Source organism: Thalassospira sp. CA1 (assembly GCF_059052855.1).
This window is the reverse complement of sequence record NZ_JBZCIA010000010.1, coordinates 152,763-173,330: the sequence shown is the minus strand read 5'-3', so window position 1 is coordinate 173,330 and position 20,568 is coordinate 152,763. Positions and strand designations below refer to the sequence as shown.

The following is a 20,568-nucleotide window of genomic DNA, read 5'->3' as shown; positions in this document are numbered from 1 at the left end:
CGATGAACATTATCCTTCTTGGCCCTCCCGGCGCAGGGAAAGGTACCCAGGCCAAGCGTCTTGAAACAGGACGCGGCATGATCCAGCTCTCGACGGGCGACATGCTCCGCGCGGCGGTTGCTGCTGGCACGGAACTGGGGCAGAAGGCAAAGGAAGTCATGGATGCGGGCCAGCTCGTATCCGACGATCTGATGATCGGTCTGATTTCCGAACGACTTGACCAGGATGATACCAAGGGTGGTTTCATTCTGGACGGGTTCCCACGCACCACCGCCCAGGCAGAAGCCCTGGACGAGATGCTGGAATCCAAGGGACTGGCACTTGACTATGTGATTGAACTGCGTGTTGACGATGCAGCACTGGTGGCCCGTATTGTTGGTCGCTATACCTGCGCGAAATGCGGGCAGGGCTATCACGACGAGTTCCAGAAACCCGCCAAGGAAGGTGTCTGTGACGTATGTGGCAGCACCGAATTTAAACGCCGTGCGGACGACAATGCCGAGACGGTCACTTCGCGACTGGAAGCTTATCACAAGCAGACAGCACCGATCATTCCTTACTATGAAAAGGTCGGTAAGCTGAAAACAGTTGACGGGATGGCTGAAATCGACCAAGTTACGCGCGAGATTGAAGCCATCCTGGGGTAATTTCCCGGGCAGGGCGTTTTTTTGCTGGCGGGTTGGCAGTAATGCTGGCCCGCTTTTGCAGCGTCCTACCCTACCGGATCTGCCCCTGGGTTTGTTAACAGGAAACAGGAGTTCACATAGTGGCTCGTATTGCTGGCGTAAACATCCCGACCGCTAAGCGTGTCGTGATTGCGCTTACCTACATCACCGGTATTGGCCCGGCTAAAGCCAAAGAAATTTGCGCCAAGGTTGGCATCGAATCCGCAACCCGCGTGCATCAGCTTTCTGATGACCAGGTTCTGAAGGTTCGTGAAGTCATCGACGCTGATTACACCGTCGAAGGCGACCTCCGTCGTGAAACCGCAATGAACATTAAACGTCTGATGGACCTGGGCAGCTATCGCGGCCTGCGTCATCGTCGCGGTCTCCCGGTACGCGGTCAGCGTACCCACACCAACGCTCGCACCCGTAAGGGCCCGGCTAAGCCGATTGCTGGCAAGAAGAAGTAAGGTAGGGGAACGACAATGGCGAAGACTCCTCAGACTCGCGTGCGTCGCCGCGAGCGCAAGAACATTACGAACGGTATCGCGCACGTAAACGCGACCTTCAACAACACCATGATCACCATCACCGACGTACAGGGAAATACCATTTCCTGGTCGACCGCTGGTGGTATGGGTTTCCGCGGTTCGCGTAAATCGACTCCGTATGCTGCACAGATGGCTGCCGAAGACGCAGGTAAAAAAGCTGCTGAACACGGTATGAAAACCCTCGAAGTACAGGTTAAAGGCCCGGGTTCGGGACGTGAATCTGCACTGCGTGCGCTTCAGGCTGTCGGTTTCACCATTACGTCGATCAAAGACGTAACGCCGATTCCGCATAACGGTTGCCGTCCGCGTAAACGTCGTCGCGTCTAATCGCGTCGATCCTTGCGGACGACCCCGCGTTTGGGCCCGGGATGACCGGGCCTCTTCGCGTTTCTCGTGGGGGCAAGTTTATTGCCCTCCTTTCCATAGGCTCCAGTTGCGAAGGTGGGTCTCGTGATTCAAAAGAACTGGCAGGAACTGATTAAGCCGACGAAGCTTGATGTTACTCCGGGTACTGATGCCAGCCGTATTGGTACGATCGTGGCAGAACCGCTGGAGCGCGGTTTTGGTCAGACTCTGGGTAACGCGCTGCGTCGCATTCTGCTGTCGTCGCTCCAGGGTTCGGCAGTTACCGCGATCCAGATCGATGGTGTATTGCACGAATTTTCGTCGATCCCGGGTGTGCGTGAAGATGTCACCGACATCATCCTGAACATCAAGACCATGGGCGTGCGTATGCATGCTGAAGGTCCGAAGAAAATGGCTCTGAAGGCGACTGGCCCTGGTGCCGTCACCGCAGGTCAGATCGAAACCGGTGCGGATATCGAAATCCTTAACCCGGATCTCGAGCTTTGCCATCTTGACGATGGTGCTACGCTCAACATCGAATTCACCGTTGATAACGGTAAAGGCTATGTTGCAGCCAGCTCGCACAGCTCGTCGGACGCGCCGATTGGTCTTATTCCGATCGATGCGATCTTCAGCCCGATCCGTAAAGTGGCCTACAAGGTGGAAAACACCCGTGTTGGTCAGGATACCGACTTTGACAAGCTGTCGTTGACCGTTGAAACCAACGGTGCACTGACCCCGGAAGATTCGGTTGCGCTTGCTGCCCGTATCCTTCAGGACCAGCTGTCGCTGTTCGTCAACTTCGAAGAGCCGGAAGCGGTTGTCGAAGAGAAGAAAGAAGACGAACTGCCGTTCAACCGTAACCTTCTGCGTAAGGTTGACGAGCTTGAGCTATCGGTACGTTCGGCTAACTGCCTGAAGAACGACAACATCATCTATATCGGTGATCTTGTTCAGAAGACCGAAGCAGAAATGCTCCGTACGCCGAACTTCGGCCGGAAGTCGCTGAACGAAATCAAGGATGTACTGGCTCAGATGGGTCTGCATCTGGGTATGGAAGTCGGCGGTTGGCCGCCGGAAAACATCGAAGAACTTGCTCGCAAGTTCGAAGATCCGTTCTAAGAACGGGTCTTCGGCCTTCGGGCCGAGATCGGAACATTCGTGTTCCAAACCGGGGACCCCAGTTGTTTGGGCATCCGGCGGGCTTGTTGCCCACACCGCACGTGCATAACCTGGCCTTTGTGTAAAAGTGATCAGGGTGGCGGCGCGGTTTTACAATCGGTTTCGTGAGCGAAGCCAGGCTATTAAGGAGAGTTACCATGCGTCACGGTATGCAAGGCCGTAAGCTTAATCGTACTTCGTCCCATCGTAAGGCGATGTTTGCCAACATGGCAGTTTCACTGCTCACCCACGAGCAGATCAAAACCACTCTTCCGAAGGCCAAGGATCTTCGCCCGTATGTCGAAAAACTGATTACGCTGGGCAAGCGGGGCGACCTGCATGCACGCCGTCAGGCCATTTCGATCCTGCGTGATGACAAAGTCGTTGCCAAGCTGTTCGGCGAAATCGCTGACCGCTACAAAGAGCGCGCTGGTGGTTACACCCGTGTTCTCAAGGCTGGCTTCCGTTATGGCGATGCGGCTCCGGTTGCTGTGATTGAACTTGTCGATCGCAACGCCGATGCAAAAGGCGCGGAAGACCGTGCTCGCCTCGAAGCAGAGGGCGAAGGCGAAGAAGCAGCTGCTGAATAAGCAACGCTTCGGCCTTTAAGAAACAGAAACGGGCGATGCCATCTGGTGTCGCCCGTTTTCTTTTGGCTAAATGACATAAAGTTCATATTTCCGACAAGGTTGCGCGTAAGGTCTAGTTTCCCTAATTGATGACAAGTCTTTGTCGGTCACAAGACCGCGAACAAGCAAACCAACAGAGAGAGTGTGACGTGCAGGCAAGATGGATTTCAAAGATTGTCGCCTTTGCCATAATCGGACTGACGACGATTTCCAGCACAGGCAATCTGGCCCATGCCCAAAGCGATGAAGCCACCCTGGACCGGCGTTTGCCGTCAAGCCAGGCGGACATCAAGATGTCGCTTTCGCCATTGGTCAAACAAACGGCCCCGGCGGTTGTCAACATCTACACCAAGAAGGTCGTCGAACAACGCCAGCGCACGCCGTTCTTCAATGACCCGTTCTTCAAGCAGTTCTTTGGTGATCGTTTCGGCGGTGCCTTTGGCGCCCCGCGCCAGCGTGTTGAACGTTCGCTCGGTTCCGGTGTGATTGTTTCGGGCAATGGCACGGTGGTCACCAACCATCACGTGATCGATGGCGCCAGCGAGATCCGCGTCGTCTTGCATGACAACCGCGAATTTGATGCCGATCTGGTCGGCTCGGACGAACGCACCGATCTTGCCGTCCTCAAACTACGCGGGGTTGATAACGAACTGCCGGCCATTCCGTTTGGCGATTCGGATGCGGTTGAGGTTGGCGACCTTGTTCTTGCCATCGGCAACCCGTTTGGTGTCGGGCAAACCGTGACCAGTGGCATTGTTTCGGCACTGGCGCGCGCCGGTGTCACCGGGCAGGATTATCAATCCTTCATCCAGACGGATGCGGCGATTAACCCGGGCAACTCCGGCGGGGCATTGGTCGATATTGATGGCAACCTGATTGGCGTCAACTCGGCGATCTTTACCAAGTCCGGTGGGTCGAACGGCATCGGCTTTGCGGTTCCGGCCAATATGGTCAAGGTGGTGATGCGCGGTCTGATCAGTGGAGATTTGCGTCGCCCCTGGCTGGGTGCAGCCGGGCAGTCGGTGACGGCCGATCTGGCGGCCTCGCTTGAACTGGATCGCCCGCATGGTGTTCTGATCAACAAGGTTCGTGCCGGAAGCCCGGCTGAGCGCGGCGGCCTGCAATCGGGTGATGTTGTCATCGCGGTCAATGGCCTGGCGGTTGATAACCCGAACGAGCTTAAATTCCGTATCGCAACGCTTGAGCTAAATGGTGAGGCAAAGCTGTCAGTCCTGCGGCGCGGGGCCGAAACCATCCTTGCCATGCCGCTGGAAGTCGCACCCGAAATTCCCGCCCGCGATGAAAGCATCATTGATGGCCGCAACCCGTTTAGCGGCACCAAGATCGCCAATATGAACCCGGCACTGGCCGATGAACTGGGCATCGATACGCTGAGCGAAGGTGTAATGATCCTTGCTGTTGCCCGCGATAGCCTCGCACGTCGCACGCGTCTTCAGGCTGGTGACTATATTGTCGAGGTCAATGGGCAGCCGATTGATACCGTCGCGCGCTTTAAGGAAGTCGTCCGTGCCGGTGAACGCAGCCGCGACTGGATGATTTCCGTCAAACGCGATGGCAAAGTCCTGACCGGTGATTTCACCCTGTAACCCTCAGGTCTGATACCCAAAACAAAGGCGCGGATCTGTGTGGTGCGCGCCTTTTTGTATCTTGTTCAGTCGGCATTACCGGGCACGGGACGATGACGCAACATCATCAGGGCGGCAAAGGTCACAAGGCCAAGCACGATGGTCAGTAGAATCGCATACTGCCCGTAATCATCAATCAAAAGGCCGAAGACAAACGGGGCAGCCGCCTGTGCAAAGCGTGATGGGGCCATGATATAACCTTGCCGGGCGCCATAACCAACCGGACCAAAGGTCGCCAATGGCAACGTGCCCTTGGCGATGGTCAGAATGCCATTGCCGATCCCGTGCAGGCAGGTAAACAGCATCCCGACCGGTCCGCCAAAGACCAAAAGCAACACCGCCCCGACCGGATGGGTCAGGGCCGAAAGCCGTGACGAAATCAGCGGATGCATCTTTTTCAGCAACCCGAACTCGGCCAAGCGGCCCGCAACCTGTGCCGGCCCCACCAGCGACGCCGCAATCAGCGCACCCGTCGCATCCATCCCCGAAATTTGTAACAGGCGCGGTAAATTGGCTGCCATGGCCGTAGCGGTAAACCAGCTGGCGGCAAACACAATCGCCAGCAGGATCATCGGCATGTTGAAGATATCCGAACGCGATAGCTTGGCCGGGGCAGGGACGGGCTTGCTCTTGTTGTCTTCTGCTGTGGTCGCCGCGTCGCCCTTGGTGCGCGGGATCAGAAACAGATTAAGCGGCAAGCCCAGCACGATATGCATCACCGCCCAGAAATAGCACGCCGTGCGCCAGTCAAACTCGGCCTCGATCCCGGCGGTAATCGGCCAGCAGATCGTGCTGGCAAAACCGGCAATCAGGGTAATGCCGGTAATTGGCCCCCGCGCATCATGGCCATAAATCCAGCTCAGCGTGGCAAAGGCCGACTCATAAAGCCCCATCGACATGCCAACACCAATGACGCACCACGCTATACACATCATGGTCAGGCTATCGGCCGTACCCAGCATCGCAAGACCCGCGGCAAAGATCAGGCTGGACACCGCCAGTACCGTGCGCCCGCCAAACTGATCAATCCGCGCCCCGGCCTTCGGTCCGAGTAACGCTGCAAACACCAGCGCAAGTGAAAAGGCGCCAAACGCCCAACCGGGTGGAATGCCAAGTTCAATTGCCATCGGCTCGGCCAGAATGGCCGGCAGATACAGCGTGGTGCCAAATGCAAGGGTCTGTCCCGTGCCCAACCCGATCACAATCGGCAATTTGGCGGGCGTGCCGTGCGAAGTCGACGTCATGGCAGGTACCGACAGTCAGGGTCGGGCAGGCAGGCAAAAACAAGCGTCACGAACGTATTCTTTTTGTTGCTTGGATGGAAACAAGCCTGAAAGCTATGCCGCACATATGCCAGCGTCAATCGACGATGTTTCGTCTGTCATCAATGTCATCTGCGTGTTACTTTCCGGTCAAGACGCCCCAAAAACCAACATCGTATTGTTCCAGCATGGTTTCCCTGTTTGAAAGTCAGGTCACGCGCCCTTTGGCCGACAGACTGCGCCCCGCCAAACTCGATGAGGTGGTTGGCCAGGGGCACCTGTTTGGCGATGACGGGCCGATCACCCGCATGATCAAGACCGGCCGGGTGCCCTCGGTCGTGCTGTGGGGGCCGCCGGGTTGTGGCAAAACGACACTGGCCCGCCTGATGGCCGATGTCGCCGATATGGCGTTTGAACCACTCTCGGCGATCTTTTCCGGGGTGGCGGATCTGCGCAAGGTGTTTGAACGTGCCCGTGCGCGGCGTTCCACCGGTGGGGCGACATTGCTGTTCATTGATGAAATCCACCGTTTCAACAAGGCCCAGCAAGACAGCTTTTTGCCCTATGTTGAAGACGGCACCATCACACTGATCGGCGCGACCACAGAAAACCCGTCTTTTGAGCTCAACGCAGCACTTCTTTCGCGGTGTCAGGTACTGGTGCTCAAGCGTCTTGATGATCAGGGCCTTGAAGAACTGCTGGTGCGGGCCGAAAAGGAAATGGGCTTTGATCTGCCCGTAACACCCGAGGCACGCGAAACCCTGCGTGCCATGGCCGATGGCGACGGGCGCTATTGCCTGAACCTGGCAGAGGAGCTCTTTTCCCTGCCGCCCAGCGAAGATGACGGCCCGCTTGGCGTGGCGGAGCTTGCCCGCACCGTGCAAAAGCGCATGCCGATCTATGACAAGGGCGATGACAGTCATTACAACCTGATCAGTGCGCTGCATAAATCCATCCGGGGTTCCGACCCGGATGCAGCGTTGTATTGGTTTAACCGGATGCTGGCCGGCGGCGAAGATCCCAAATTCGTCGCCCGCCGACTGACCCGCATGGCGGTCGAGGATATTGGCCTTGCCGATCCGCAGGCCCAGCAATTCTGCATCGGCGCGTGGGAATCATACGAACGCCTTGGCAGTCCCGAAGGCGAATTGGCCCTGGCACAGGCGGTGATTTATCTCGCCCTCGCGCCGAAATCCAACGCCGGTTATGCGGCTTATAAAAAGTCGCTCAAGATCGCGCGCGATACCGGGTCGCTGATGCCGCCCGCCCATATCCTCAATGCGCCGACCAAACTGATGAAGGATATCGGCTATGGCACCGGCTATGCCTATGACCATGATCAGGAAGATGGCTTTTCCGGCCAGAACTACTTCCCCGACGGCATGCGGCGGCAGAATTTCTACGAGCCGGTTGAACGCGGCTTTGAACGCGATCTTAAAAAACGCGTCGAATATTTCGACCGCCTGCGCGCAGAACGTCAAAAGAAGCGCGACAATAACTAGCGTAGGGCGTGTTAGGTTCCAAAATGGAAACAATCTGGTGAAGAGTCTCTGGCTAAACAGATCGGTTTGGCAGGCGTAAGTTCAGGGCAACAAACAAACCCGGACTCGGAGACTGAAAATGACTAAAGTTCTGCATGTTAGCGCATCTGTGAATGGTGAGAACTCGAACTCCCGCCAGATCGCCCTCAAACTGATCGACCGTATCAAGGCCGCTGATTCTTCGGCAACCGTTATCGAACGCGACACCAACGAGGCAGTCGTTTCAGCGATCACCGGCGAAACCGTCGGTGCCTATTACACCCCGGCTGAAAACCGTTCGGAAGCTCAGAAAAAAGTGATCGCCGCTTCTGACAAGATGGTGGCCGAGATTATGGATGCTGATGTTCTTGTCATCGGTGCGCCGATGTACAACTTCTCCATCCCCTCGACCCTTAAGGCTTGGGTTGATCTGATTGCCCGCGTTGGTGTGACCTTCAATTACACCGAAAATGGCCCGGTTGGTCTGGTCGAAGGCAAAAAAGCCTACATCGTTGCCGCAACCGGTGGCGTTCCGGTTAATAGCCCGGCTGATTTCGCGACCCCGTACCTCAAACAGGTTCTGGCCTTTATCGGCATCACCGATGTCGAAGTCGTCGAAGCGTCTGGCTTTGGTGTTAACGCCGAAGAAGCCATGGCCAAGGCCATTGCCAATGTCGAAGCGGCCAAGCTTCCGGCCGCTGCCTAAGCATCCCGGTTCAAAAACTCCGATACATTCCCGCCGATCAGCGAATTTCCATATCCCCCCCCCTTGGTTTGCTGATTGACGGGCGTGTTTCCCGAAATGCCCGACGGTTCCCTCCCGTTCGGGCATTTTGATTCTTAACCTTTTGTGGTTAATGTATCGGAGTTCGCAAAAGGGCAGGTGGTGTCATTGAAACGGCTGGCGATGGTTGCAATCTGGGGACTGCTGGTACTGGCAGGCATTTTCGTAACGGTCCGTTTTACCGGGCTGATGGATCATATGTTGCCTGCTGGCGATCCCCCCAATATGACCTTCGGGCGTGATGCCAACCTTCCGAATGTGCCGAATTTCTTCCTTGCATGTCCGGCCGACCGGCTGCCTGACAGTGATCGCGCCATGCGAAGTCCGTCTTTTGCGGCATCGGTCGCGACGCTGACCGAAGTCTTGATCGAAACCGCCCCGGATCACGGCATGACGTTGATGACCGATGTTTCGGGTGGCAAGGCCGGTCGCCTTTATTTCCTGGCACGCTCAGCAGTATTTCGTTTTCCCGACTGGGTCGAGATCGAGTTGATCCTGCAGGAAACCGGCAATGATGTGGCTTTCTGTTTGTTCGCCCAATCGGTCTATGGTCGCGATGATTTCGGGCAAAATGAAAAACGCACACGGGCCTGGCTTGCCGATGTCGAAGCCCGCATGGGACAAAATCAATAAACCGGGATAAACCGCCAAGGCCAACGCGATTGATCATCCGTCGGCCATGGTGTTTGATACCCTTGGCTGGCATGGGCCCATGCCGTATTCACACGTGACATTTCAGGACTGAGGGAATAGGTTCCGCGCCATGCAATTTTCACCGTTGTTAATCGCATCCATTGCCTTGGGCGGTGCCATTGGTGCCGTTGCGCGTCACAGTGTTTCCGTCATGATGGGTTCTGTGATGGGCACTGGATTTCCCTGGGGAACCTTGACGGTCAATGTCGTCGGTTCGTTCCTGATGGGGGTGCTGATCGAGGTTTCCGCCCTGAAACTATCCATGGGGCTGGAAACGCGCGCACTCCTTGTGACCGGTTTTCTGGGGGCGTTTACAACTTTTTCGACGTTCTCGCTGGATGTCGCGACCTTGTATGAACGGGGCAATATGGGGCTTGCCGCCCTTTATGTTGGTGTTTCCGTGGTGGTCGGTATTTCGGCATTGTTTGGCGCAATCGCGCTGGTAAGGGGTATTCTGCAATGAGTGGTGTCACTCTGCGCAAGGTCAAGGCAGACGAGGCCGACATTCGGCTCGATCGCTGGTTTAAGCGCAACTGTCCCGAATTCACATTTGGTCAGGTCCAGAAATTCCTGCGTGGCGGTCAGATCCGTGTCGATGGCAAACGTGCCAAGGCCAATCAGCGTGTTGAGCCGGGCCAGGAAATCCGTGTACCACCCGTGCCGGTTATGTCTGGTGGCGGTACAGGCCCATGGGCCGAAGATGGTTCGGGCTATAACCCGTCTGAAGTCCAGCAACGCAAACAGGCCGGCCCCGCCAAGTCCGATGCGACCGAGGCAGAGCTGCAGGCACTGCGCGATTCCGTTATTTTCTATGATGAGTTGGTTCTGGCGATCAACAAGCCCGCCGGCCTTGCCGTGCAGGGCGGGACCAACACCAATGTTCATGTCGATGGCATGCTTGATGCGCTGAAGCTTGATAGCAAAGAACGCCCGAAGCTGGTCCACCGTCTGGATAAGGACACCAGCGGTGTGCTGTTGCTGGCCCGCTCGGCATCCGCGGCCCATGCGCTGACCAAGGCGTTCAAGGATAAATCGACCCGCAAGCTCTACTGGGCGATTGTCACCGGTGCGCCTGCGGAACGCGAAGGCATGATTGATGCCCCGCTTGCCAAAATCGCTGGCAAAGGCGGGGAGAAAATGGTCATCGACGAAAAGCTCGGTAAATCGGCACAGTCTGTTTTCCGTCAGCTTCACCGCGCCGGGCGCAAGGCCGCATGGCTTGCCCTGTCACCGCTGACCGGTCGTACGCACCAGTTGCGCGTCCATTGCGAGGCCATCGAATGCCCGATCCTCGGCGACGGCAAATATGGTGGACCCAAGGCGTTTATTGATGGCATGTCCAATCAGATGCATCTGCATGCGCGCGCGATTGATTTCCCGCACCCGGTCACCGGCCATCGCGTCGTGATCGAGGCACCCGTGCCGGAACATTTCGCCGAAACGCTCAAAAAGCTGAACTTCGATCCGAAAACGCCGACCAAATTCCTGACCCCGGAAATTCACCGCGAAAAGGAAGAAAAGCCCAAGCCAAAGGCAAAGCCGTCGCGTGCACGCAAGAAATAGGGTGCTTCCCAAACAGCACCAGACACCGAAAAGCCGACGCATTGCGTCGGCTTTTTCGTCCTCCTGATCAAACGGCGTTGGGACACAGTCTGTACTAGGTATTTTTGCTGTCGAAACGTTTCATGAAGGCGTCATAGACCCGGTTCAGATGTTGGGCATGAACCGTATTACCCATGCGTTCACACATTTCGGCCTGGCCCTTGATCATCACGGCAAGCTGTTTGCGGCCGTTTTTGGTATGCACCATGCACTCACCCTCCTCAAGGGCGGTGACCAATGGAATATGCTCGCACTCGGCAATAGCCAGCACTTCCTCCTCGGTGAGGTCGCTGAAATCGATGCAGTCGCGAAGTGTAAGCATGATCTGCCTCCTGTCGCAGAGAGCCTGCCTCTGTCGGGCAGGGCCCTGTGGGCCAGAATTCAATTGTAGCGCGCATTGCACCGCTTAGACAGTAATACAAAATTCACTTGTGGTTTCTGTTGCTTCCCGCACAGCACAAAAAATGCACGGCAATACAACCGCGGGAGACTCGATCTTTGAAACGCTTTCGATTAGTCTCCGCGTTCCAAAATTCGGGATGCCAAACTTTTGATGAAAGACCCTTTATGACCACTGACCCGCTTAGACTTGTGATTTTTGATTGCGACGGCACCCTTGTCGACAGCCAGCACGCCATTGCGCATTGCATGGATCATGCCTTTGCGCAGCACGGTCTGGATTGCCCGGGACTTGAAAACACGCGCACCATCATTGGTCTGAGCCTGCCCGAAGCCATCACAAAGCTGGCAAGCCCGGCGCGGGTGGATGAGGACATCATCGCAGCCGTGACAGCCGCCTATAAAACCGCCTTCTTCACCCTGCGCCAGACCCCCGATTTCCACGAGCCGCTGTTCCCCGGTGTGCACGAAGTTCTGATGGAAATCGATGGCCGCAAATGGCTAAGCGGTGTGGCAACCGGTAAGGCCCGTCGTGGCCTTGATGCGGTGCTGGCGCGCAACGAACTTGAAGGCCGCTTTGTCACCCTTCAGACCTGTGACAATCACCCGTCAAAGCCCAATCCTGCCATGCTGATGGCAGCCCTTGAAGAAACCGGAGTGGATGCGCCCAATGCGGTGATTGTTGGCGATACCAGCTATGATATCGAAATGGGCCGGGCGGCTGGCATGATCGCCATTGGCGTTGATTGGGGCTATCATGATGTCGATACACTGCATAAATCAGGTGCGCACGCAGTGATCAGTCACTTTGACGAACTGACCGCTGCCCTTGATACGATTTGGGAAATTGACCGTGACGCCGCTTAAGAATCCCGACCTTGCCCCGATCCGCTTTGAGCTGACCCTGGCCGTCGATCCCGAAGATGCCTTCAAGGCCTTTACTGCGGGCTTTGGCGACTGGTGGCCGACTGATACCCATTCGATCTCGAAAAAGGACTGCATCACGGTCGAATTCAATGACGGGGTCGGCGGTGAAATCATCGAACGCGCCAAGGGGCAGGATGATATCCCGTGGGGGCGGGTAAGAAGCTGGCAACCGGGCGAACATGTGTCCTTTACCTGGCATCCGGGCTGGAATGCCGGCGACTTTACCCTCGTTGAGGTGTCCTTTGACCTCAACGAGTTTGGTCGCTGTGTCATCCGGTTGGAGCACAAGGCATGGGAAAATGTCGGCCAAATCGCGCCAGCCCTTCGCGAAGGCTACCTCAAGGGCTGGGAATTTGCCTTTGGCGAATGCTTTGGCAATTACCTGCGCCAAAAGCGCTGATCAGTACAGCTGATACTCGATCAATTCACGCTGCAATTTGACCGGGTCGCGGAACCAGTGGGTGATAAAGCCCAGTTCGCGCGCCTGCTGAATATTGCGTTCGCTGTCATCGATAAACAGGGTTTCGCGCGGGTTAAGCTTGAAGCGCGCAATCGCCAGATCAAAAATCCGCGGATCGGGCTTGGCGAGTTTTTCCTGGCCAGACACCAGAATGTCTTCGAAGTGATCAAGGAACTCAAACCGTTCCAACGCATGCGGCCATGTTTCTGCCGACCAGTTGGTCAGGGCAAACAGGCGGACCTTTTTGCGTTTTTTAAGGTCTTCAAGAATCCCGAAGGTGCGATCAATCGCGCCTTTTAGCATCTCCGGCCAGCGTTCCTGCCATGCGGCGATCTCGTCATGATGCTGCGGATAGCGGTGCTGAAGATCAGGGATGGAATTGGCAAAGCTCAGCATCCCCTGATCATGCAGATGGTTCCAGTGCGGATGGCAAACCTCGGCCAGAAAACGCTCCATCTCCGCATCGTCCTTGAAAATCTTGCGATAAAGATAACGCGGATCCCAGTCGACAAGAACGCCGCCAAGGTCGAACAAAACCGTTTCAATATCGCGCATGTCTTCTCCATCTGGCGGGTTGTGGCTGTTGGGTGCCCCTTTTAATCAGGTGGCGTCCATTGGTGCAAGCAGCAGTTAAGGGGCCGAACGCTGTGTTATCATGATCCTTGTTGCGATTGGCACCGTAAACAAACCTGAATGAAATGCGGTCGCGTCTGAATGTAGCTGACAGGCTAGATGACAGGCCAGATGACAGGAATGTCATTTGCCAACCGGGCGTGCCGTCGCAAATGATGGTGATACGGGAAAACCCGAAAACAGGAATCAGAGGAGGCTAGAACATGTGTACGCTAGACGGATGTGGCTCCCACGAACATCTCGGTCCGCCGCCCAAGGCAACCGATGAAGAACGCCGACTGTTTCTGAAGGGCGCAGTTGCCCTGCCTTTGGCAGTTATTCTTGCCGACCCGATGCTGGCCCATGCGGCCGGGCACGGACTTGATAAAGTGACCATCACCACGCCAGAAGGCGATCAAATGGTCGCCGAAGTCGCCATGCCGGCAACCCTGCCTGCACCCACGGTCATTCTGATCCATGAATGGTGGGGACTTAATGATCATATCCGTGCAGTGGCGGCCGAATATGCCAAGCAGGGCTATATCGCCCTTGCGGTTGATCTTTATGGCAAACCGCCTGCCACCACGCCGGATGGGGCGCGTTCCCTGATGTCGTCGATGGATCCGGCGGTTGCGACCCGCAAATTGCAGGCCTCGGTCGAATTCCTGCGCGGTCACAAGGACTCAACCGGCAAGGTTGGTTCGGTCGGTTGGTGCTTTGGCGGTGGCTGGTCGCTGAACACCGCACTTGCCACCAATATTGACGCAGCCGTGATTTATTACGGTAACGTCAAAAAGACCCCGGAACAGGTCGCAACGCTCAATGCGCCGATCATGGGCCATTTCGGCACCCTTGATAAAAACATCAACAAGGAAATGGTCGAAGGCTTCGAAGAATCGCTGCGTATTGCTGGCAAGACCGATTACCAATTCTTCTGGTATGACGCCGATCACGCCTTTGCCAACCCGACCGGCGGGCGCTATGACGGCGAAGATGCCATGCTGGCCTGGGAACGCACCATGGCCTTCTTTGACGAACATCTCAGCTAATCATCTCATCGCCAATGGTACGATGAAAAAGGCCGGGTTTTCCCCGGCCTTTTTATTTGTCTGATGATTGGGTTCTGCGGGCTTAATTCGTTGGATTTCCGCGGTTTGCCCATTTGGTCGACCGGCGTTCGATGACGTTAAAGATCTCGTACATCGCAATGCCCATCACCGCGATCACCAGCAATCCGGCAAACACCAGCGGCATGTTGAATTTTGACGAAGCCGACAACATCAAATAGCCAACACCCACGTTCGACGCGACAGTTTCCGAAATCACCGAGCCGACAAAGGCCAGCGTGATCGCAACCTTAAGGGACGCAAAGAAATACGGCATCGCCCGCGGGAATCCGACCTTGATCAGGATGTCACGCCGTGTCGCGCCAAGTGACCGCAACACATCGCGCAACTCCGGTTCCAGGGTCGCAAGGCCGGTGGCAACGTTGACCACAATCGGGAAGAACGAAATCAAAAATGCTGTGATGATCGCCGGCACCGTGCCGATGCCAAACCACATCACCAGAACCGGGACAAGGGCCACTTTCGGGACAGAGTTAAACCCAACCAAAAGCGGGTTGGCCGCGTCATAAATCGCCCGGCTTGATCCGACCAGCGCGCCCAGCACAACCCCGAACACCACTGCAATGGCAAAGCCCGCCAGTGTGGTATAAAGCGTGTGATAGGCATGCATCCAGATCGCTTCATGGAACTGCCAGCCGACAATGATGCTTTCAGACGGGGTCGGCAGGACATAGGGCGGAATGTTGAAAATCCGCACAATCAATTCCCACAGCACGAAAAGCCCGATGGCACTCAGCCACGGCGTTGCTTTGCGAAGGTTCAATTTCTTTTTCATGACTTTTCCCGCCCTTCCTTATGCTTCTCGCACGTCACGAATGTGACTGCGCAATTCGTGGACAAGATCGGTGAAAGGCTGGGTAAAGGTGGTTTCCTGATCGCGCGGGCGGGGCAGGGTGTTTTCACGCTCCACCAGGATCTTGCCCGGGCGTTTGGACATGACATAAATGGTATCGGCAAGATAGGCCGCCTCACGCAAATCATGGGTGACCAGAATAACCGTAAACGGCTTGATCATCCAAAGGTTCTGCAAGATGTCCCAAAGCTCTTCACGGGTGAAGGCATCCAGCGCACCAAACGGCTCGTCAAGCATCAAAAGATCCGGCTCGTGGATCAATGACCGGCAAAGCGACGCACGCTGCTGCATGCCCCCCGACAATTCCCACGGGTATTTGTCTTCGTGGCCTTCAAGCCCGACGGTCGCCAAAAGCTTGCGCGCGCGTTCTTCATATTCCGCGCGATGTTTGCGCAGGCGGTTGCGGTGCGGCTTGACGATTTCCATCGGCAACAGAACGTTATCAAGGGTCGTTCGCCATGGCAAAAGGGTCGGGTTCTGAAACGCCATGCCAACAATCTTGAGCGGTCCTGAAACTTCCTTGCCATCGACAATGACATTGCCCTCAGATGGCGGCATCAGGCCGGAAACCAGTTTCAGCAAGGATGACTTGCCACAGCCCGATGGGCCGACAACGGCAATAAACTCGCCCTTGTCGATCTTCATATTGGTGGTTTCAAGCGCCAGTTCATCGCCTTCGCTATAGCGAAGTTTGACGTCGTTGAGTTCGACGAAGCTTTTGGACACTGCAGTTATTCCCCCTGCTTGGCCTGTTCGTATTCTTGTTTCTCTGTCATGGAAAACGGGGCAGTCAGAAAATCTGACTGCCCCGCTTCATAAGGTGATTACTTCAGCATGCGGTCTTCAGCAGACGGCATGAATTCATCGGTATAGATGTCATCAACAGACGGCTTGTTCTCAAACCCGAAAGCCAGGGCAACCTGATCGATGGCCTTGGCCATGCGGTCGGCTTTGACAAGGCCCATGCCTTCTTCAAGGGTTGCCGGGGTAACGACGTTTTCATCAATCGCCATCTGCAAGCGCTGCAGCTCAAGATCCGGGTTGATCAGCGGATCAACTTCCTTAAGGGCGTCAATTGCAGACTGCGGATCGGCAATCGCCGCCGCCCAACCTTTGACCACACCACGCAGGAAGCCTTTAACTTCTTCCGGGTGGTTTTCCATCATGTCTGGCGATGCCAGAATGCCGTTGCCATAGAAGTCCATACCAAAGTCTTTATACATAAAGACGGTCAGGTCATCCTTGGCAACACCCTGTGCCTGCAGGTTCAGGATCGAGGTGAAATAGTGACCGGAAATCGCATCCACATCGCCACGCACCAGCATCGGCTCACGCAGCGGCGGATCCATGCTTTCCCAGGTCACAGCATCAAGGTCGAGACCGGTGGCCGATGCAAATGCCGGATACAGTTTGCGTGATGCATCAAAGACCGGGGCGCCAAGGGTTTTGCCAACCAGATCTTCCGGCTTGGTAATGCCGGAACTTTTCAGCATGAACAGCGCAAATGGCGGGCGATCATAGACCATGAAGATCGACTTCATGGCGCGATCCGGGTTGGATGCGTTGAATTCCACCAGCGAGTTGATGTCAGCAAGCGAAAGGTCATAGGCGCCGCTGGCAACACGGGTGATCGCACCGACCGAACCGTTGCCCGAGTCAATCGTGACATCAAGGCCTTCTTCTTCGAAATAGCCGTTCTTCTTGGCCAGAAGATACGGTGCCGCCGGACCTTCGTATTTCCAGTCGAGCGAGAATTTGATCGCCATATCTGCCAGGGCCGCATGCGCGCCAAGGGCAACAGCCGCCCCGATAGCAGCCCCCAAAAGTCGGTTCGTAAACGTGGTCATGTCTAAAGAAGCCTCCTGAATGCGGATCGATGAAACAATCCAGCCACCTGATAAATCCAATGCGCACTTAGCAATGGTCATGCCATGTCGCCTATGCGCCCGCTTTGTCGCGGTTTTGTAACCTTCGCCCAGCAGAGTAAGGGTGTTTATTATTTGGTCAATGGGGCAATTTGATCAAAAATTATACAGAAATTCTTGATAATCGCTCAATTGGCGTTCTTTATCTGGCAAATTATGTGGCAAATCACTTGCGCAATCTGCTGCTTTTGGGCATATGGCGGTCATGCTTACACAATCGATCAAACGTTTCTATAAAAAGGCCGATGCGGGCGCCGATGAAACCGGAGCCGGCTGGCGCGTGCTTCTTGATGGTCGTGCGGTGAAAACCCCGGCCAAGGCGGACTTTTTGCTGCCATCCGAAGTCCTTGCGCGTGAAATCGCGGCGGAATGGGATGCGCAGGGCGAAAAAGTCCAGCCTTCCACCATGCCGATCATGCAGCTTGCCGCGACCGCGATTGACCGGGTGCGTCCCAACCGCGATGCGGTGATTGCCGAGCTGACCGGCTATGGCCGATCGGATTTGCTGTGCTATCGCGCATCGTTCCCAGAAGACCTGATCGAACGTCAGGCCAAGACATGGCAACCGCTTCTCGATTGGTCAAAGAACGATCTGGGGGTGGTGCTGACGGTCACCGAAGGTGTGATGCCGATCACCCAGGATGATCATGCATTGCTGCGTTTGCAGGATCATGTCGAAGGTTTTGACGACTATTACCTGACAGCCCTGCACAGTCTGACGACGATTTCAGGTTCCGTGATCATCGGTCTTGCCGTGATGAACCGCAAGCTTGACACCACAACCGCGTTTGAGGCCTCGATCCTTGACGAGGGCTATGCCATGGAAAAGTGGGGCGACGATGCCGAGGCCATCGCCCGTCTCGACCGTCACCGGGCAGAGTTCTTGGCCGCCGGACGTTATCTGGAGCTGCTGGGCTAACCCGCAACGGGCCACGCAAACACCATGACCCATACAAAGGAGCAGGTAGCTGCTCCTTTTTTTATGCCTGTTTCCTGTGCATGCCAGCGCCTTGTTTATCGGTGTTCTGCTTTTGAAGGGATTGTCGATCCGGGGCTTCAGTTCAATAAGTTAGCTCGATCGGGGAAACGATTTCGCGTCTTCGCTGCAGAATCTGCTTTGCATCAATTTTCAATAGGTATAAAACGATACCTATACATTGGTATCGGTTATTTTGGTTTCCTGCAGGAGACGCCAGTACGGCGACGGGATGAATTTGTCGGTAAACTTGACCAAACAGACAGGAACTGACGCTTGCGCTGCCGGTGCGGCGCCGGTTCTCTATGAGTTTTTCCGCAACACCCCGTCACGGAACTATTTCGGCGCAGGCGTTTTTGAACTGCTTGGCTACGACCCCGCCGACAGCGACTTTGATCGCACACAGGGTTGGGCGTCCTTGCTTCATCCCGATGATGCCGCGATATTCGCGCAGCACCGCAATCAACAGACGAAAAATGATGCCAACCGGCGGCTAACCTTCCGCCTGCGCAATAAAGATGGCAATTGGATCACGGTCGAAGATTGCGCAACGGTCCACGAGTTGGCCAATGGCGATGTTGTGACGTCGGGATGCTTGACCCGCCTTGACGCGGCGCAAACCTTGTCGTCATCGGATGGCACCAGTCACACGCTGCAAAAGGGCGGCAATCTGCACAAGCGCCTTCTTAACTCCCTTGCCGAGGGGGTGGTTGTCTATGACGCCGCCGGTAAAGTGGTGGAGTTCAATAATACTGCGCTTGAGATTCTTGGTCTCACGGGCGACGAACTTTGCCGAAAGACCGTACCCGAAACGCCGTGCACCTTTGTGCGCGAAGATGGTGTGCCACTGACCCGCGATGAGCTTCCCGGCAAAAGGGTCCTTGCAACCGGTGAACGCGAATATGGTGTCGTGCTGGGGGTCAATCGCCCCAATGGCGAATTTGCCTGGATCCGGGTCAATGCAGAACCCCTGCATAATGAACAGACTGGCACCTTTGACGGCGTCATCGTTTCATTCGCCGATATTAACGATGTCAAACAGGCCGAGGTCGCCTTCCGCGAACGTGAACTGCTGTATCGCCAGATGTTTAGCAACACAACTGCGGTCAACATTCTGGTCGATCCGACAGATGGCCGGATTGTTGATGCCAGTCGCGCAGCAGAAGAACTTTATGGTTTTGCGGATGGCGGTCTTGTTGGTCGGACGATCCCGGACCTTGATGTTGATGGCGCGCCGTCCATGCACAGGCATGTCAGTGCGGTTCTCGAACATGGGGCGTTGTCGTTTGTCGTTCAGCATCGCCTGGGGAATGGCGAAATCCGCAAGATGCAGGTACATGCCGGCCTGATAGAGCTGCATGAACGCAAATACATTCACACCACCAATGTCGATATTACCGAGCGCGAACATTACGAACGCATGCTCAAGGATGCCAACCGCAAACTGGCCGAGGAACGCCAGCGTCTTGATGAAATCATCTGGGGCACCAGTGCGGGTACATGGGAATGGAACGTTCAGACCGGCGAAACCCGGTTTAACGAACGCTGGGCCGAAATCATCGGTTACACGCTCGACGAACTTGGTCCCGTAAGCATCGACACATGGTTGGCATATTGCCATCCAGAAGACCTCGCAAAGTCCGAGGCCGCCTTGCAAAGCACCTTCCGGGGGGAGACCGATCACTATCAGTGCGAATGCCGGATGCGCCACAAGGACGGCAGTTGGGTATGGGTTCTTGATCGCGGCAAGGTCGTGGAATGGGATGCGGATGGCAATCCGCTGCGCATGTCGGGCACCCATGCCGATATCACACCGACCAAGGCGGTTGAAGCCGAAATTCGCAGGCTTGCCCAGACCGATCAATTGACCGGTCTTTCCAATCGTTATCAGTTCAATTCAATGCTGTCGCAGATCATTCAGATCAACCGGCGCTTTGAAAAAAGCATCGTTTTGCTGCTGCTTGATCTTGATCGTTTCAAGCAAGTGAATGACACGTTTGGCCATCCGGTCGGGGACAAGCTTCTGGTCGAAGTGGCCGAAATCATCAAGCGCAATTGCCGCGAAGCCGATGTCGTCGCCCGTCTTGGTGGCGATGAGTTCGCCGTGGTTCTGCCATTGATGGATGATGTCCGCGATGCCGCCATTCCGGCCCAACGGATTATCGAGGAAGTGTCACGTCCCCTGATCATTGATGGCAACGAAGTCCATGTTGGCATCAGCATCGGCATCTCGACCTGTGCCGATCAGAACGGAACGCCAGACTCAATCTATCGCGATGCCGACAAGGCGCTTTATCGCGCCAAGAATTGCGGGCGTAATCGTTTTTGCTTCTATGTCGAAGGCGGCTGCAACGAATGCGGTGCCCTTGATCGGGAACTGTGTGGCCGATACGCCCTGAACCCGCAAAGCCATGATGGCTAGGTAAGGTTG

At 55.7% G+C, this 20,568-nt stretch carries 22 protein-coding genes; 16 read left to right on the top strand and 6 right to left on the bottom strand.

The window, feature by feature from the left end; genetic code table 11:
* Positions 1-2: 2 nt before the first annotated feature.
* The 6 genes from AC5Q5A_RS16490 (at position 3) to AC5Q5A_RS16465 (ending at position 4,958) form a co-directional block, all read left to right on the top strand.
* Positions 3-647 carry an adenylate kinase gene (locus AC5Q5A_RS16490; protein ID WP_008892194.1) on the top strand — a complete coding sequence of 215 codons (645 nt, stop codon included), beginning with the start codon at positions 3-5 and terminating at the stop codon, positions 645-647.
* A 119-nt stretch (positions 648-766) separates the two neighbouring features.
* Positions 767-1,135: a 30S ribosomal protein S13 gene (gene rpsM / locus AC5Q5A_RS16485; protein ID WP_008892195.1), complete on the top strand. Its 369-nt coding sequence runs from the start codon at positions 767-769 to the stop codon at positions 1,133-1,135.
* 15 nt (positions 1,136-1,150) lie between these two features.
* Positions 1,151-1,543: a 30S ribosomal protein S11 gene (rpsK, locus tag AC5Q5A_RS16480; RefSeq protein ID WP_008892196.1), complete on the top strand. Its 393-nt coding sequence runs from the start codon at positions 1,151-1,153 to the stop codon at positions 1,541-1,543.
* A gap of 123 nt (positions 1,544-1,666) precedes the next feature.
* The gene (locus tag AC5Q5A_RS16475) at positions 1,667-2,683 is read left to right on the top strand and encodes a DNA-directed RNA polymerase subunit alpha (RefSeq protein WP_008892197.1); all 1,017 of its coding nucleotides are present in this window, start codon (positions 1,667-1,669) and stop codon (positions 2,681-2,683) included.
* Between the two features lie 197 nt (positions 2,684-2,880).
* Positions 2,881-3,312, top strand: coding sequence for a 50S ribosomal protein L17 (gene rplQ, locus AC5Q5A_RS16470; protein WP_008892198.1), 432 nt, complete (start codon positions 2,881-2,883; stop codon positions 3,310-3,312).
* Positions 3,313-3,500: 188 nt separating this feature from the next.
* Positions 3,501-4,958: a DegQ family serine endoprotease gene (locus tag AC5Q5A_RS16465; protein ID WP_493895949.1), complete on the top strand. Its 1,458-nt coding sequence runs from the start codon at positions 3,501-3,503 to the stop codon at positions 4,956-4,958.
* Between the two features lie 65 nt (positions 4,959-5,023).
* Here the strand turns inward: AC5Q5A_RS16465 and AC5Q5A_RS16460 are convergent, their stop codons facing one another.
* The gene (locus tag AC5Q5A_RS16460; protein WP_493895948.1) at positions 5,024-6,241 is read right to left on the bottom strand and encodes an MFS transporter; all 1,218 of its coding nucleotides are present in this window, start codon (positions 6,239-6,241) and stop codon (positions 5,024-5,026) included.
* Between the two features lie 206 nt (positions 6,242-6,447).
* On the opposite strand from AC5Q5A_RS16460, the gene AC5Q5A_RS16455 reads away from it, so the two are divergent.
* From AC5Q5A_RS16455 to AC5Q5A_RS16435, 5 genes are all read left to right on the top strand, one after another.
* Positions 6,448-7,761, top strand: coding sequence for a replication-associated recombination protein A (locus AC5Q5A_RS16455; RefSeq protein ID WP_493895947.1), 1,314 nt, complete (start codon positions 6,448-6,450; stop codon positions 7,759-7,761).
* 118 nt (positions 7,762-7,879) lie between these two features.
* The gene (locus AC5Q5A_RS16450) at positions 7,880-8,485 is read left to right on the top strand and encodes an FMN-dependent NADH-azoreductase (protein WP_063087040.1); all 606 of its coding nucleotides are present in this window, start codon (positions 7,880-7,882) and stop codon (positions 8,483-8,485) included.
* Positions 8,486-8,665: 180 nt separating this feature from the next.
* Complete coding sequence (locus tag AC5Q5A_RS16445; protein WP_493895946.1) at positions 8,666-9,196, top strand: DUF1499 domain-containing protein; 531 nt, start codon at positions 8,666-8,668, stop codon at positions 9,194-9,196.
* 130 nt (positions 9,197-9,326) lie between these two features.
* Positions 9,327-9,719 carry a fluoride efflux transporter CrcB gene (crcB, locus tag AC5Q5A_RS16440; protein ID WP_063087043.1) on the top strand — a complete coding sequence of 131 codons (393 nt, stop codon included), beginning with the start codon at positions 9,327-9,329 and terminating at the stop codon, positions 9,717-9,719.
* A complete protein-coding gene (locus AC5Q5A_RS16435) occupies positions 9,716-10,819 on the top strand; it encodes an RluA family pseudouridine synthase (protein WP_493895945.1) in 1,104 nt (367 codons plus the stop codon). The genes crcB and AC5Q5A_RS16435 overlap by 4 nt, the downstream gene beginning before the upstream one ends.
* Before the next feature lie 94 nt (positions 10,820-10,913).
* Here AC5Q5A_RS16435 and AC5Q5A_RS16430 read toward each other — a convergent pair whose 3' ends face one another.
* Positions 10,914-11,180 carry a hypothetical protein gene (locus AC5Q5A_RS16430; RefSeq protein WP_493895944.1) on the bottom strand — a complete coding sequence of 89 codons (267 nt, stop codon included), beginning with the start codon at positions 11,178-11,180 and terminating at the stop codon, positions 10,914-10,916.
* 245 nt (positions 11,181-11,425) lie between these two features.
* Here AC5Q5A_RS16430 and AC5Q5A_RS16425 point away from each other — a divergent pair, with 245 nt between their 5' ends.
* The gene (locus AC5Q5A_RS16425) at positions 11,426-12,124 is read left to right on the top strand and encodes an HAD-IA family hydrolase (protein WP_008892208.1); all 699 of its coding nucleotides are present in this window, start codon (positions 11,426-11,428) and stop codon (positions 12,122-12,124) included.
* Entirely contained in the window at positions 12,111-12,584 is a 474-nt protein-coding gene (locus AC5Q5A_RS16420) for an SRPBCC domain-containing protein (RefSeq protein WP_493895943.1), read from the top strand. The genes AC5Q5A_RS16425 and AC5Q5A_RS16420 overlap by 14 nt, the downstream gene beginning before the upstream one ends.
* Here the strand turns inward: AC5Q5A_RS16420 and AC5Q5A_RS16415 are convergent, their stop codons facing one another.
* Complete coding sequence (locus tag AC5Q5A_RS16415; protein ID WP_493895942.1) at positions 12,585-13,199, bottom strand: HAD family hydrolase; 615 nt, start codon at positions 13,197-13,199, stop codon at positions 12,585-12,587.
* A 281-nt stretch (positions 13,200-13,480) separates the two neighbouring features.
* Here AC5Q5A_RS16415 and AC5Q5A_RS16410 point away from each other — a divergent pair, with 281 nt between their 5' ends.
* Positions 13,481-14,305: a dienelactone hydrolase family protein gene (locus AC5Q5A_RS16410; RefSeq protein ID WP_493895941.1), complete on the top strand. Its 825-nt coding sequence runs from the start codon at positions 13,481-13,483 to the stop codon at positions 14,303-14,305.
* Positions 14,306-14,387: 82 nt separating this feature from the next.
* Here AC5Q5A_RS16410 and AC5Q5A_RS16405 read toward each other — a convergent pair whose 3' ends face one another.
* From AC5Q5A_RS16405 to AC5Q5A_RS16395, 3 genes are all read right to left on the bottom strand, one after another.
* Entirely contained in the window at positions 14,388-15,158 is a 771-nt protein-coding gene (locus AC5Q5A_RS16405) for an ABC transporter permease (protein WP_008892212.1), read from the bottom strand.
* Between the two features lie 18 nt (positions 15,159-15,176).
* Positions 15,177-15,962 carry an ABC transporter ATP-binding protein gene (locus tag AC5Q5A_RS16400; protein ID WP_063087049.1) on the bottom strand — a complete coding sequence of 262 codons (786 nt, stop codon included), beginning with the start codon at positions 15,960-15,962 and terminating at the stop codon, positions 15,177-15,179.
* Between the two features lie 98 nt (positions 15,963-16,060).
* On the bottom strand, positions 16,061-17,083 hold the full coding sequence (locus AC5Q5A_RS16395) for an ABC transporter substrate-binding protein (RefSeq protein ID WP_063087050.1): 1,023 nt from the start codon (positions 17,081-17,083) through the stop codon (positions 16,061-16,063).
* Positions 17,084-17,366: 283 nt separating this feature from the next.
* On the opposite strand from AC5Q5A_RS16395, the gene AC5Q5A_RS16390 reads away from it, so the two are divergent.
* Positions 17,367-18,080 (top strand): ATP12 family chaperone protein, encoded by a 714-nt coding sequence (locus AC5Q5A_RS16390; RefSeq protein ID WP_493895940.1) that lies wholly within the window; start codon positions 17,367-17,369, stop codon positions 18,078-18,080.
* Between the two features lie 289 nt (positions 18,081-18,369).
* Positions 18,370-20,559, top strand: a complete 2,190-nt coding sequence (locus AC5Q5A_RS16385) for a diguanylate cyclase domain-containing protein (RefSeq protein WP_493895939.1) — start codon at positions 18,370-18,372, stop codon at positions 20,557-20,559.
* The last annotated feature ends 9 nt before the right edge of the window (positions 20,560-20,568 follow it).

What these genes read in the sequence shown, in the direction of transcription:
- AC5Q5A_RS16490 (WP_008892194.1), top strand. Translation starts at nt 3, where the DNA reads ATGAACATTATCCTTCTTGGCCCTCCCGGCGCAGGGAAAGGTACCCAG.
- rpsK (WP_008892196.1), top strand. Translation starts at nt 1,151, where the DNA reads ATGGCGAAGACTCCTCAGACTCGCGTGCGTCGCCGCGAGCGCAAGAAC.
- rplQ (WP_008892198.1), top strand. Translation starts at nt 2,881, where the DNA reads ATGCGTCACGGTATGCAAGGCCGTAAGCTTAATCGTACTTCGTCCCAT.
- AC5Q5A_RS16460 (WP_493895948.1), bottom strand. Translation starts at nt 6,241, where the DNA reads ATGACGTCGACTTCGCACGGCACGCCCGCCAAATTGCCGATTGTGATC.
- AC5Q5A_RS16455 (WP_493895947.1), top strand. Translation starts at nt 6,448, where the DNA reads ATGGTTTCCCTGTTTGAAAGTCAGGTCACGCGCCCTTTGGCCGACAGA.
- AC5Q5A_RS16450 (WP_063087040.1), top strand. Translation starts at nt 7,880, where the DNA reads ATGACTAAAGTTCTGCATGTTAGCGCATCTGTGAATGGTGAGAACTCG.
- crcB (WP_063087043.1), top strand. Translation starts at nt 9,327, where the DNA reads ATGCAATTTTCACCGTTGTTAATCGCATCCATTGCCTTGGGCGGTGCC.
- AC5Q5A_RS16435 (WP_493895945.1), top strand. Translation starts at nt 9,716, where the DNA reads ATGAGTGGTGTCACTCTGCGCAAGGTCAAGGCAGACGAGGCCGACATT.
- AC5Q5A_RS16430 (WP_493895944.1), bottom strand. Translation starts at nt 11,180, where the DNA reads ATGCTTACACTTCGCGACTGCATCGATTTCAGCGACCTCACCGAGGAG.
- AC5Q5A_RS16425 (WP_008892208.1), top strand. Translation starts at nt 11,426, where the DNA reads ATGACCACTGACCCGCTTAGACTTGTGATTTTTGATTGCGACGGCACC.
- AC5Q5A_RS16415 (WP_493895942.1), bottom strand. Translation starts at nt 13,199, where the DNA reads ATGCGCGATATTGAAACGGTTTTGTTCGACCTTGGCGGCGTTCTTGTC.
- AC5Q5A_RS16410 (WP_493895941.1), top strand. Translation starts at nt 13,481, where the DNA reads ATGTGTACGCTAGACGGATGTGGCTCCCACGAACATCTCGGTCCGCCG.
- AC5Q5A_RS16405 (WP_008892212.1), bottom strand. Translation starts at nt 15,158, where the DNA reads ATGAAAAAGAAATTGAACCTTCGCAAAGCAACGCCGTGGCTGAGTGCC.
- AC5Q5A_RS16395 (WP_063087050.1), bottom strand. Translation starts at nt 17,083, where the DNA reads ATGACCACGTTTACGAACCGACTTTTGGGGGCTGCTATCGGGGCGGCT.
- AC5Q5A_RS16390 (WP_493895940.1), top strand. Translation starts at nt 17,367, where the DNA reads ATGCTTACACAATCGATCAAACGTTTCTATAAAAAGGCCGATGCGGGC.
- AC5Q5A_RS16385 (WP_493895939.1), top strand. Translation starts at nt 18,370, where the DNA reads ATGAATTTGTCGGTAAACTTGACCAAACAGACAGGAACTGACGCTTGC.